The sequence below is a fragment of the Haliovirga abyssi genome, from assembly GCF_030295325.1.
In the GTDB taxonomy this organism is placed as follows: domain Bacteria; phylum Fusobacteriota; class Fusobacteriia; order Fusobacteriales; family Haliovirgaceae; genus Haliovirga; species Haliovirga abyssi.
The window spans coordinates 177389-191148 of record NZ_AP027059.1 but is presented as its reverse complement, the minus strand read 5'-3'; the positions used below and the strand labels follow the sequence as shown (position 1 = coordinate 191148).

The 13760-nt window shown below is 26.0% G+C and carries 8 protein-coding genes; all 8 read right to left on the bottom strand.

All coding sequences use genetic code 11. The features are described 5' to 3' along the window. Position 1: 1 nt before the first annotated feature. Positions 2–1351, bottom strand: a complete 1350-nt coding sequence (murC, locus tag RDY08_RS00825) for a UDP-N-acetylmuramate--L-alanine ligase (RefSeq protein WP_307904549.1) — start codon at positions 1349–1351, stop codon at positions 2–4. Beyond that, positions 1352–2416, bottom strand: a complete 1065-nt coding sequence (murG, locus tag RDY08_RS00820; protein ID WP_307904548.1) for an undecaprenyldiphospho-muramoylpentapeptide beta-N-acetylglucosaminyltransferase — start codon at positions 2414–2416, stop codon at positions 1352–1354. It lies immediately after the preceding gene. After that, positions 2416–3510: an FtsW/RodA/SpoVE family cell cycle protein gene (locus RDY08_RS00815; RefSeq protein ID WP_307904547.1), complete on the bottom strand. Its 1095-nt coding sequence runs from the start codon at positions 3508–3510 to the stop codon at positions 2416–2418. Before RDY08_RS00815 ends, murG begins: the two co-directional genes overlap by 1 nt. After that, positions 3510–4826 (bottom strand): UDP-N-acetylmuramoyl-L-alanine--D-glutamate ligase, encoded by a 1317-nt coding sequence (murD, locus tag RDY08_RS00810; RefSeq protein ID WP_307904546.1) that lies wholly within the window; start codon positions 4824–4826, stop codon positions 3510–3512. Before murD ends, RDY08_RS00815 begins: the two co-directional genes overlap by 1 nt. Before the next feature lie 195 nt (positions 4827–5021). Continuing rightward, positions 5022–7019 (bottom strand): ATP-binding protein, encoded by a 1998-nt coding sequence (locus tag RDY08_RS00805; RefSeq protein ID WP_307904545.1) that lies wholly within the window; start codon positions 7017–7019, stop codon positions 5022–5024. A gap of 31 nt (positions 7020–7050) precedes the next feature. After that, complete coding sequence (gene mraY, locus RDY08_RS00800) at positions 7051–8142, bottom strand: phospho-N-acetylmuramoyl-pentapeptide-transferase (protein ID WP_307904544.1); 1092 nt, start codon at positions 8140–8142, stop codon at positions 7051–7053. Positions 8143–8151: 9 nt separating this feature from the next. After that, the gene (locus RDY08_RS00795; RefSeq protein ID WP_307904543.1) at positions 8152–9420 is read right to left on the bottom strand and encodes a UDP-N-acetylmuramoyl-tripeptide--D-alanyl-D-alanine ligase; all 1269 of its coding nucleotides are present in this window, start codon (positions 9418–9420) and stop codon (positions 8152–8154) included. A gap of 146 nt (positions 9421–9566) precedes the next feature. Next, a complete protein-coding gene (locus tag RDY08_RS00790; RefSeq protein ID WP_307904542.1) occupies positions 9567–13619 on the bottom strand; it encodes a carboxypeptidase-like regulatory domain-containing protein in 4053 nt (1350 codons plus the stop codon). Positions 13620–13760 lie beyond the last annotated feature (141 nt).

The following is a 13760-nucleotide window of genomic DNA, read 5'->3' as shown; positions in this document are numbered from 1 at the left end:
TTTATCTTTCCAAAATTTCTTTCATTTCATAAGCCAACTTATATATATCTCCTGCACCCATAAATATATACGTATCTCCTTTAACTTTATCATCTAAAATTGTTTTTGTTATCTCTTCTCTATTTCTAATTATTTTTACATTATTATTTATTTTATCCGCTAAAATATTTTCATTAATATCATATATATTTTTTTCTCCAGCACTATAAATTGGAAGCAAAATAACTTTATCTGCATTTCCAAATGCACCTTCAAAAGAATCCATTAAAAATTTCGTTCTACTGTATCTATGCGGTTGAAAAATTGCTATTATTCTATCTTTATATATCTCTCTTGCTGCAGTTAATGTAGCTTTTATTTCTGTTGGGTGATGTGCATAATCATCAATTATTCTAACACTATTTTCATATAAAATATCAAACCTTCTTTTTGCTCCTTTAAAATTTTTTAATTTATTTTTTAATTTTTCTTTTTCTATTTTTAATTTCCTAGCTATATATATGACTCCTAAACTATTTAAAATATTATGTTCTCCAGGTATTTTTAATTCAAATTCTCCAATTTCTTCTCCATTTTCTATAACTGTATAATGTGTTATCCCATTTTTTATGTAAATATTTTCGCAATATATATTTGCTGTTTTATCTTTAAGACTATATGTTATTATTTTTTTTTCTTCATCTCTTTCTGAAATTTGTTTTGCTAATTCATCTAAAACTTCACAATCCTTGCAAACAATAACTTCTTTTTTTGTTTTCTCCATAAATTTTAAAAATGATTTTTTTATATTTTCAAAAGTTCCATGTTTCTCTAAATGGTCTGCTTCTATATTTGTTATTATCGAATACTCTGGATTTAAATATAGAAACGAATTGTCGCTTTCATCTGCTTCTACAACCATATATTCACTTTTCCCAAATTTAGAATTACTTCCTATTTCTGGTATTATCCCACCAACTATAATTGTTGGATTAATATCAAATAGTGAAACTCCAAGCATAGAACTAGTAGTTGTTTTTCCATGAGTTCCAGCTACTGCAATTCCTTTTTTTTCATTAAATAGCTCAGCTAGAAGCTCTCCTCTTTTTAATAATTTTATTCCATTTAATTTTGCAAATATATATTCTGGATTACTTTTTTTTATAGCAGTTGAATAAACAACTAAATCCATTTTTTTAGCATTTAAGTCTATATGTTTTTTATATATTACAGCTCCTAATTTCACTAATTCACTTGTTACATCCTTCTCGCTTATATCTGAGCCGTATACTTCATACCCTTTTTTTAGCATTATTTTAGCTAATCCGCTCATTCCAATTCCACTAATTCCTATAAAAAAAACTTTTTTCATCTAAATTTTCCTCCATATATCTAACTCTTCCACGATTTTTCTTGTACTGTTTCCCTTTTTTAACTTTTTTATATTATTTGATATTTCCAATAATTTTTTTCTATCATTTCCGAGCTCAAATATATAATCCATTGCACTATCTATCTCTTCATCTTTAAAAAGAACGGTTGCCCCTATATCTTCTAATATTTTAGCATTTTCATATTGCCCCACAAAATTATATGGTATTAAAATAGATGGCTTACTAAGCTCTATTAATTCAGAAATTATACTAGCTCCTGCTCTACTAATCACAATATCCGCTACTTCCATAATAGAGTGCATATTTTCAAAATATGGCTTAATGACATCATTGTTCTTTAACTTAGTAATTTTATTGTTTATTTCATCAAAATTTATTTTCCCTGTAGCCCAATATACTCTAAAATCTTTTTCTTTAAAAAATCTTTCCCAATTTTTCAAAACAAATTCATTTATACTTTTTGCTCCTAAACTTCCACCTGTAATTAATATAACTTTTTCATTTTCACTAATTTTTAATCTTTTTCTTTCCTCTAATCTATTCACATTATAAAATTCTTCTCTCAAAGGATTTCCAGTCACTATAACTTTATCTTGATATTTCAAAGGCATCTCTTCAAATGTATCATCAAAACTAACAAATGTTTTTTTAGAAAATCTATAAAACCATCTATTAGCTTGTCCCATCTTTACATTTTGCTCATGTAAATATATATTTTTTTTATATATTAATCCTGCAAGTATCGCTGGAACTGATATATAATTTCCAAATCCAATTACATTTTCAATTTTTTCTTTTTTTATAATCTTCATTATTTTTATTGTCGCTTTTAACGCTTTAAATAACGATTTTAATTTTCTAAATGGTATTATATCCAATCCCACAAACTTAAAATTATTCGCTGGAATAATATCTTTTTCCATTCGAGTCTTCGTCCCTACAAATATAACTTCAATATCCTTTTTCCTTAGCTCATTTGCTACTGCTAATGCTGGATATATATGTCCGCCAGTTCCACCTGCTGCAATTAAAACCTTTTTCATTAATTTTCTCCCTCACTTAAAATATTAAAAACTATTCCCATTCCTATTAAAAGAGCAACTATTGAACTTCCACCTGCACTTATAAATGGCAATGGAATTCCTGTAGCTGGAATAATTCCTAATGCAACAAATATATTTAAAAGAACCTGCGTAATAATCATTGAAAATATTCCTAAAATCACAAATTTTCCATAATAACTTTTCACCCTAAAAATAGCAACTCCGCCTATCGTTATAAACACTAAGTATATTGTCAATAATATTGTTGTTAATATAAATCCTAACTCTTCCGCTATAATTGAGAATATAAAATCAGTATGTTGTTCTGGTAAAAAATTATACTTTTGCAATCCTTTTCCAAAACCAGTTCCAAATAAGCCTCCATTTCCTATTCCAATAATAGATTGCTTTACTTGTCCTCCTCCTCCAACACCTGTTTTTTTTATCCCTTCCCAGTACTCTATTACTCTTCTTGCTCTATTTTTACTTGATACTATTGATAAAACTGCTCCTGATATTGATACAAAAAATCCAGTTATTACATACTTTATTTTAATATCTGTCGCAAAAAACATTATTGCAGATATCAATATCAAATGAAACGTTGTACTTAAATCTTTTTCTAAAAATATTAATCCTGCATAAATTCCTAATGTTGTTAATCCAGCTATAATAAGTTCAGGATCTGTCCTTTTTTTCATTTTATACTTTTCTATTAATGAAGCAAAAAATAAAATATATAATATTTTTGCAAACTCTGATGGTTGAATCGTATATTTAAAAATTGCAAGCCATCTTCTAGAACCATTTACAGTTTTCCCAAACATTAAAACAGCTAATAGTAAAAAAAATCCAATCAAAAATATTTTTATTTGATTGTGCTTGTATCTTTTGTAATCAATATGTCTAAATATCATCATCAAAGCAAATCCTAACATATACCATATAGCCTGTTTTTTAACAAAATACCATTGTCCTAAATTTTTTTCTTCTGCAATATATGCACTTGAACTATAAATAAACATAAAACTAATTACTGCAAGTATAATTATTATTATTAATATGCCTCTTATTAGTTTTTTATTATTCGTCATTATTCCTCCATAAAATTCTCCATAACAAGTTTCTTAAAAATTTTTCCCCTCTCTTCAAAGCTATTAAACTGATCAAAACTAGAAGCTGCAGGAGAAAAAACTACTATATTTTTTTTATTTATATCTAAATTTTCCTTTAATTTTTTTATTACATTCTCCAAAATTTCTAAATTATAAATTTTATTTTTATCATATCCTATTTTTATTAGTATCTTTTCTAATAATTGTTTTGTTTCACCTATTAGATAAACTTCCTTTGTATGTCTTAAAATCTCATTACACAATGGAACTAAATCTAATTTTTTATCTTTCCCACCACAAATTAAAGTTATTCTTTCTTTATATCCTTGCAAAGCTTTTATTGTTGAATCAGTATTTGTTCCTTTTGAATCATTTATAAAAACTGTATTTTTAATTTTTAAAAATTCTTCCATTCTATGCTCTAACCCTTTATTATTATACAAAAATTCTTTTATAATACTGTTTTTTATTCCAATTATTTTCGCAACTCCAACTATAAATAGTGTGTTTTCTAAATTTGGAATTCCTTTTAGTGTAAGTTTATTTATATCTAAAATATTTTCATTTTTATAAAATAACAGATCATCTTTTACATATAAATCTGCTTTTTCAGTTAACCTATCTCCTTTTGTAACTGTTAGCATTTCACTTTCTATATTTAATTTTTTTAAAATAGATCCACTATTTTCATCATCCAAATTTATTATTGAATGCTCCTCTTTTGTTTGATTTTTAAAAATATTAAATTTTGTACTATAATAACTTTCTAAACTTTCATATCTATTCATATGATCAGGAGTTAAATTTATAACCATAGCTATAAATGGATTCATCTCATCTATATATTCTAATTGATAGCTACTTAATTCCAAAACTATATAATCATACTCCTTTTCTTTTTCTATAATTTCTGAAAATGGAACACCTATATTCCCAGCACTAATTGCTTTATATCCTGCAAAATTTAACATTTCTGTTATTTTTGTAGTTGTTGTAGTCTTTCCATTTGTACCTGTTATTGCTATTATTTTTGAATTATCTATATATTTGGCTGCTACTTCTGTTTCATCTAATATTTTTATTCTTTTTTTATTCAATATATCTATAAGTAAATTTTCATTTGATATTCCAGGGCTTTTTACAATAAATTCATAATTTCCTATTTTTTTTAATATTTCATCTTTATCATACCCAATTCTATCATCTATAATATCTACTATATATTTTTTTTTATTTAATAATTTGGTTACTGCTTTTCCACTTTTTCCATTTCCATAAACCAATACTTTTTTCATTTATTTCTCCTTAAAAAATTTCTAATAAAAAAATAAGCTACGCTTCATCTGGTAAAACATAAATGTTTTTCTAAATTTTTAGATTCTGAAAAATTTTGCTTTGAAAAATCGCATATTTCAAAGAAACAGCGTAGCTTATTTTCTAAACAAATTTATACTCTCCTAGTAAAAAAATAAACTTTTTTATAACATTCCCTATTTTATAGGCAATACTATTACAAATTCTGCTCCTTTTTCTAACCCTTTTGTTATTTTTATATTTCCTTTATGATCTTCAATTATTTTTTTAACCATCGCTAATCCAAGTCCTGTCCCACCTTTTTTATGAGATATAAATGGCAAAAATAGATCTTTTATTATATCTTCAGGTATTACTGGTCCATCATTTCTTATTTTTATCTCAACTTTTCCAGTTCCTATTCTATCTGCTATAAATTCTATATTTCCTCGTCTCATTTTTATAGCCTCTACAGCATTTGATATTAAATTAATAAACACCTGCATAATTTTATCCCTATCTGCATAAATTGTAGGAAAATTTTCTGGGACATCTACACTTACTTTTATATTTTTTTCAGTTATTTTAGGACTTAATTTATCAAAAACCTCTTCTGCTAAAAGTTTTACCTTTACTCTTCTCATATCCAATTTTGAACCTTTTGCATACTCTAAAAGATCTAATGTTAATTTATTTAATCTTTGAGCTTCCTCAAAAATCATTTTACTTTGACGCCTTATAGTTTCTTCTCCTGAAGTTTCCTCTATTATTTGCGCAAATCCAGATATACTTGTTAATGGATTTTTTATTTCATGAACTATACCACTTACTATTTGTCCCATTATTGATAATCTTTCTGAATGTGCTTTTTTTCTTTCCAACTCTTTTACAGTTTCTATATTTTCTTTTAATCTGATTTTCATTTCAGAAAACTCTCTTGAAAGTTCTCCTATTTCATCCTTTCTTTTTAACAATTTTTTATCAAAATTATATTCTAAATTTCCATCACCTATTTTTTTTGCTGCAAATGAAAGTTCCTTTATCGGTTTTGTTATTCCATCTGCAAAGAATATTCCCAATAGAATAGACACTAAAACTCCTATAAAAAATACAACATAAAATATATTTGCAATATTTTTTATAAAACTATTTAGTTTATCTAAAGCTTTTTCTTTTGAAACATCATATGTTTTTTTAGAAGCTTTTTTTAAATCTTTATTAAAATCATTAAAACTTTGAATTAATACTTTCTCAGTATCATCTTTTAAAGAATCTACATATGAAAAAGCATCTGAAATATACTCTTTTATTACAATAAATATAGTAAAATTACCATAATTATATTTTTTAATTGTATAAATTATTTTATTTTTTATAATCTGTTGAAAATCTAACCTTTTGTTAAAATTCACCCTAGTAAATTTTTTATTTTCATATTTTTTATTTATATGTTTTATAATTTTTTTATTTGAATTAATTACAAAGATTGTTCTGTCTGAGCCTAAAGTTATCTCTTTAAATAGTTTACTTAAAATTGGTTTTATATCTATTTTCGCTATTATAAATCCATTATATTTTTGTTTGCTATTATAAATTGGAACTGCTAAATAAAAATAGTTTGTATTATTTATATTATAAAAATATGTTTTCCCTCTTCTTGTTTTTTCCACAATTTTACTTTTATAAAAATTTTCTGTTATTTTTCCAACTTGAAAAAATGGATCTATTAACTCTCCATATACAATAAACCCCTTATAATCACTATTTTTTTTTAATAATTTTTTCAAACTATCTCTTTCGGATTTTATATCTTCCCATACAAACATTTGACTTTTTACTATGTTTTTTAATTCAAACTCTTTCATCTTTATTTCTTGATCTATTGTTTTAGAAAATATTTTTAATAATGACTCATTATTTTCCTTCGATGCTTTTTTTATAAAGCTATTTAATCTTTCTTTCGTATTTTTCATAACTTTGCTATTGGCTTGTAAAATAACTTTTTTCCCTTGAGTTTGATTCGAGTTTATCATTGTTAATATTGTTTGTTCGTTATTGCTCACTATATCTTTATTAAAATCAATTACAGAACTTCTAATATTAATATAAAAAAAACCAACTACTATCAATATAACTATTATTGAAAATGATATAAATCCAAAAATTAAATTATTTTTTATTTTATTTTTTGCCATTTCATCTTCCCCCTTTTGTCAACTATTAATTTTATCTCAATTTTAAAATTAACAATCCTATTAATCCACAAATTATTGAAATGATCCAAAATCTTATTGTTACTTTAGTTTCTGGTAATCCCTTTAATTCAAAATGATGATGTATTGGCGCCATTCTAAAAACTCTTTTTTTCCTTGTTTTATATGATCCTACTTGAATAATCACTGATAATGTTTCTATTACAAAAACAAACCCTATTACTAATAATAATAATTCTTGTTTTAACAATATAGATATTACTGCTATAATACCACCTAATGTTAAAGAACCTGTGTCTCCCATAAAAATTTCAGCTGGATAAAAATTATACCATAAAAATCCAAGTCCAGAACCAACTATTGCTAAAATATATACTAAAATTTCTCCACTTCCTTCTATATAATATAAATTCAAATATTTACTAAGCTCTAAATGTCCTGTAAAATATGCAACAATTCCTAATATAGAAGATGTTATCATAACAGGTCCTATCACTAATCCATCAAGTCCATCTGTTATATTTACAGCATTTGATGTTCCGGTAATAAAAAATAGTAAAAATATAAAATAAAAAAAAGCTCCTAATTCCAAATAGCTATTTTTAATTAACGGATTAACTAATGAAAAATCTATATTGTTCCCTATTAGTTTATATTTAATAATAAATACAAATACTAATATTGATATAATAACTTGTCCTAATATCTTTTTTTTAGGCGAAAGTCCCTTTTTATTTTTTTCACTCCATTTTAAAAAATCATCTAAAAATCCAATTACCCCAAATAAAATTGTAATTAATAATAATAAAATTATAAATTTGTTTTCCAAATTCCCTGTAATTAAAGTTGTAAATATTATAGAGGATAGAATTAAAACTCCTCCCATTGTAGGCGTTCCCTTTTTAGAAAAATGTGTTGCTGGTCCAAGCTCTCTAATATCTTCTCCAACTTTTTTATTTTTTATAAATTTTATAAAAGGCTTTCCTATTATTAATACAAATAAAAACGATGTTACAAATGCAATCATTGCCCTTAATGTAATGTACCTAAAAATCCTAAAAACTGATAAATCATGATAAAGATATTGATAAATATAATATAACATACACTCTCCTTAACAAATTATTTCTTCTAATTTCATTCCTCTTGATCCCTTTAATAATATTGCTTTTTTCCCGCTTAATTCATTTATTAATTTTATTATATCTTTTTTATTTTCAAAGTAATACGCTCTTTTATCTTTTAGAACTTTTTTATATAAATATTTCATCTCATTTCCATAAAATATAAATATATCTGCTTTTGTATCCATTATATTATCGCTCAAATCCTCATGTAATTTTCTGCTTTTCTCTCCCAGCTCTAACATATCAGCTAAAATCACTATTTTTAATCTATCTTCATAAAGTTTTGAAAATGTTTTAAGAGAGTATTTTGTTGAAATAGGACTCGCATTATATGCATCATTTATAAAAATAGTATCTCCTCTTTTTATCTTTTCAAATCTCATTTTAGAAATCTTAATATTAGCTATTCTATCTAATATCTCGTTTATAGTATATCCAAATTCCAATCCAATCGCTATACCAAACATAGAATTTAAAATATTGTGTTCCCCTACAAGGTTTAATTTAACATTAAATTCTCCCAAATCACATTTCAATAAATATGTACTATATTCTTCATTGAAAATTATATTTCTTGCGCTTAGATCATTGCTCTTTCCAAATCCAATCTTTATTCCACTTAACTTTTTTAAATACTCATCGTCTCCATTTATAAATAGTCTGTTTCTAGTATGATTTATAATTTCACTTTTTGCTTTAAATATATTTTTTCTGTTTTTTAGAAACTCAAGGTGTGAATCTCCTATATTTGTTATTATTGAATACTCTGGTTTTACAATATCAGCCAACAGATCTATTTCCCCTAAATTACTCATTCCCATCTCTATAACTGCAAATTCATCTTTTTCTTCTAATCCTAATATAGTTATCGGTACTCCAATATGATTGTTTAAATTACCTTCTGTTTTTTTTCCTATCTTATTCAAACTTAAAATTTCATAAATAATATCTTTTGTAGTTGTTTTTCCATTACTTCCTGTTATTCCTATTATTTTGGTATTTAATGTTTCTCTATATTTTTTAGCTAATTTTTGTAAAAATTCAATACTATTTTCCACTTTATAACTATTTTTAAAATCACAAAATATTTTTTCAGAATCATATACCACTACTGAAGCTCCATTTTGAATTGCTTCTTGCAAATAACTGTTTCCTTGCCTTATTGCAACAAAAATATCTCCTTTTTTTATATCTTTGCTGTTTGTTTTTAATCTATTTGTTTTTAAAATGCTCAAAAAATAATCAAATCGCATCATTTGTTCCCCTAATCATTTTATTTTTATTATAACATTTTTTTCCCTATTCTTCAATTGTAAATTTCGTATTATCCAAATAAAAGCCACAGATTTGAAATTTCAAATCTGTGGCTCCATTAAAGTTTCGTTTTATAAATTTTTGTAAACTAATCTATTATCCAACCTTTTGCTTCATCATATCTTAATGTATCATCATCTGCTTGAATCATATTTTCAGATGAATCTTTTGCTACAACTTTTAATTGTACATTTGATACAAAATCAATTGTTTGATTTTCTGCTGCTCCAGTTATATCATCTGTAGTTGTATATTTATATAATTTTGTTCCTCCAACTGTTTCAACTGGAGAAATTCCTGTTATATTTGTCATAATATTTGTTCCAGTAGCTATTATTGAACTAGTATCTTTATTGATAACAACTTTATCTCCTACAGCATATTTCTTAACCTCTTTTGCTATAAATGTTTTTGCTGTTGTATCTACTGTTTTCAATTTAAATGATTTAGTATAATTTTCAGGACTAGCACTTATTTTTACTATATTATTTAAATTATCTACTGCCATAATAGTAACTTCTTTGCTAGTTCCGTCTGTGGCATGTTCTAAATATAATTTTTCACCTATAATTAAACTATTTACGCTTGTTACTCCTGTTAATTGATATATATTTGTTACAACAAAACTTGTTCCTCCTGTAGTAAGTCCTTCAATACTTGAACTTGTAGAGAATTGTTTGTCATTTCCATTTGTTCCTACATTTGTTACTGTTACGTTTATATTTGTTGTTACCACACCATTATTATCATGTAAACTCAATACCATTCCACTTGTTACTCCCAATAATGGATTTGTTCCAGATAATGTAACTATTCCACCATTTGTATAATCTCCATCTCCACCATCAGCATATGCTGATACTGCTATTTCATGTATTTCTCCATATCCTGTTCCTGTTATATTATATACTTTTGTTGAGTCTGCTCTACTATAAATATCCGTATTATCTTTTGATATTGTAAACTCTACATCTTTTGCCATATCAAATGGAGTTGCTACATATGAAAAGTCTATTGTTGTTCCATTAACTATATTTGAAACAACTATTTCTCCATCAGTTGTTTCAAGTTTCATTCCATCATACAATCCATTTGATGAAACTAAAGTTAATCTATTTGCAGGATCACTTTCTCCATGATTGTAATCTGCTCCTACCACAAATTTAGATGTTGGATAAGCTTCAAATTTTAATTCATTCAAACTACTTCCAATTCTTAAATTAGAAACTGCTCCTGCTGTTGTTGTATTAATTCCAATATTTGAATTTATCCCTGTTATAGTCACTCCATATCCTGCTGGATATATATCTTCTGACATAGTCAAAGTGTTTGTTCCTGCATTTAATAATGAAGTTCCATTTAATCCCGCTAATTTAACTCCGTAGTTATCTTTTAAAGTTAATACTTTTGTTGCATCTTCTGTTGTTGGAAAATCTGCTGGTTTTCCTTTTGCATCTACTGGTATAACTATAATCTCTAATGATTCTCCCCATTTCAATTTATCTGAAGAATCAAGTCCATTTACGTTGTTGAGATTTACTGTTGTTTTTTTAACCCCTAATTTCCATTCTGTTTTTGTTATTGCATTAATATTTATTGCAGATAATTTCTCCCAATAAGAACTCTCTGTTTTTGCATAAATATCAAACTCTTTAATGTTCGCTTTTTTACTTTCTAATCCGCTAACACTGAATTTAACATCAAAACTTGAAGCTCCATATGTTTGTACTGTTTCATCTAAATCTGTTGTTTTATAAATTCCAGCATTCCCAAAATTCCAATCCATCGCAAAATTAGAAGCTGTATAATTATCAACATAAGCTCCATCTATAAATATTTCTGGTTTTATAGATGTTAAACTTTCATTATTTGCTTTATAAATTTTACCTGTAAATACTTTATCTCCATTAATTTTTATATCAAGTCCGTTATCTGATGCTGATTTAGCTTTTAATTCACTATTCAAAGTTATTCTATATTGATTTCCTGGTGTAAGAGATACTTTTGGACTAATTGTCATTATTTTATTTGCTGTATCAAATGTATAATCTGTTAATATATCTTTTAATGTTGCCATATCTGTCACTGTAACTATATTTTCACCTTTATTAACCAATTCAGTTATTTTAGATTGTGATATCTCTTTATTAAATGTTATTGCTATTGCTGTATTTGCATCTTGCCCTTCTACATCATTAGCACTCCAATTACCATATTCATCTTTTGTTAAGAATGATGCTCCAGCTACTTTTAATTGATATGCTTCAACATCAATATCTACATTAGTAGAATTCAATAAATCTGTATTTATTGTATTAGCTACACTATATTTATAACCATTAGATGTTGCTAACTCAGAATTGATCCATACAGTATATAAATTACCTGTAAGAGGTTTCTTTGGTGTAATTGTCATTATTTTCCTTGTAGAATCAAAAGAGTAATCTATATCTACATCTGAACTTCCTATTAATTTAACTACTTTATCTAATTTAGCTAATATTTCATTTTCAGAATCAGTAGAAACAGCATTATCAAATGTTAATACTACAGTCCCATTTGGTTCTACTCCATTTACTTTTGTTAATAATTTAGTTTCTCCAGAAACTGTTTTTTTCATAGTAAAGTTAGTTGAAACAACATGTAATCCATACTCATCACTATTTGGAGCCATGAATAAATATACATCATTCACATCTATTCCTTCATTATTTGTAATATCTTTTGTTGCTTGGTTGAAATTATTTATCAAATTGTTATCTGTATCAATTGCTTCTGCAACTATTTTTATATTTTTAAATTGTATTCCACTTACAGAAAATGCTCCAGTTGTAGTAGTTCTTGTTTCTTTTAATAATTTATTTGTACTACTATAATAAACTTTTACATTTACATTAGCTATAATATTTCCTTCTATTCCAGCTTCTACTTTTCCTGAAACAGAATAATTTTGATATCCTGTAAACCATAAATCTTTTACTATACTATATGGTGATACTCCATTTGTAACATTATCTCCTTCTGCAACAGCTATATCCATAAATGTTTTCCCATTTACAAAATCAAATTCTCCATCATTTTCTTTATCAAAATCAAGTAATTTTAAACTATATACTCCTGGTAAAATTTCATGAATAATATATTTCCCTGCTGCGTTTGTAAAAGCTTCTCCCATTTTCACAGGACTAGGATAAACATCTCTATATAATTCAACTTTTGCTCCTGCTCCAACTGTATTATCTGTAGCATTTGCTAATTTATAATTTTTATATACTATACCACTTACTTCTCCATATTTTTTAGCACTAAAATTTTGAATAACTTCTCTTTGTCCCCCTTGTACTTTTGAATCTATTCTCTTTGCAGTATGGAAATTAACAGCTTCTTCATTTACATAATAACTTGCATATATATTTCCATTAATATATATTTTTAATGTTACAGATGTTTCTTGTGCTGGAATATTTTTAATTGTATATTCTAAGCTATCTGATATTTCTTGAGAATAGTCAGACATAGGTACACTTGATCCTGATATATATGGAATTACTTTTATTGCCGCAGTTGTTGATAAAGTTTCCGGCAAACTTATTGTTCCTTTTGCAGTTACAAGCTCTACCATTTCAGCATCTACTGTTGCAGTTGCATTATTAAGAGGTATAACTACAGTCCCTACTATTAAACCATCTTCTCCAGAATTTACACTTGTTCCTGTAGTTGCATCAATATGTATTGTTGCATTTGTATCATCGTTTGTTAAAGTATCTTCTTTAAATACAATTGACTTTGTTATAGACAAATAATTCTTTTTAGAGAATACTGCTGTATAAGACACTTCTTTTCCAGCTCCAGCTCCCCCTACATCTAATCCTTCTATTTTGAATGTCCCTGTCTTATCAGTAACTATACTTTTTCCACCTATTGATACTGTAACTGCTTCTAAAGGATTATTAAAAGAATCTCTTACTACTCCCGCAAAAATCCCTTTTGGTGAAGCTGTATTCACAATTTTCCCCTCTGTTGTTACTGTTGTTGTTGTTTCTTGTTTTGTTGTATTGTCTTCTGTTGTTGTTTTATCAGTAAAACAACCTGCAAAAGATAATGCTAGTAATGCTACTGCTAATGTTAAAATCTTCTTCATTGTATTTCCTCCTGTTTTTTTTATTTTCCGTTTTTTACGGATTATTTAGAAATGATTTAAAAATAGATTACATCTTTGACAATAAAAGGCTCAAAGTTATTTTATAAAAAAATGTACAACGTATATAACAATTCAAACGTT

Excerpts from the sequence above, each read along its gene's own strand:
- murC (WP_307904549.1), bottom strand. The coding sequence starts at position 1,351 with ATGAAAAAAGTTTTTTTTATAGGAATTAGTGGAATTGGAATGAGCGGA.
- murG (WP_307904548.1), bottom strand. The coding sequence starts at position 2,416 with ATGAAAAAGGTTTTAATTGCAGCAGGTGGAACTGGCGGACATATATAT.
- RDY08_RS00815 (WP_307904547.1), bottom strand. The coding sequence starts at position 3,510 with ATGACGAATAATAAAAAACTAATAAGAGGCATATTAATAATAATAATT.
- murD (WP_307904546.1), bottom strand. The coding sequence starts at position 4,826 with ATGAAAAAAGTATTGGTTTATGGAAATGGAAAAAGTGGAAAAGCAGTA.
- RDY08_RS00805 (WP_307904545.1), bottom strand. The coding sequence starts at position 7,019 with ATGGCAAAAAATAAAATAAAAAATAATTTAATTTTTGGATTTATATCA.
- mraY (WP_307904544.1), bottom strand. The coding sequence starts at position 8,142 with ATGTTATATTATATTTATCAATATCTTTATCATGATTTATCAGTTTTT.
- RDY08_RS00795 (WP_307904543.1), bottom strand. The coding sequence starts at position 9,420 with ATGATGCGATTTGATTATTTTTTGAGCATTTTAAAAACAAATAGATTA.
- RDY08_RS00790 (WP_307904542.1), bottom strand. The coding sequence starts at position 13,619 with ATGAAGAAGATTTTAACATTAGCAGTAGCATTACTAGCATTATCTTTT.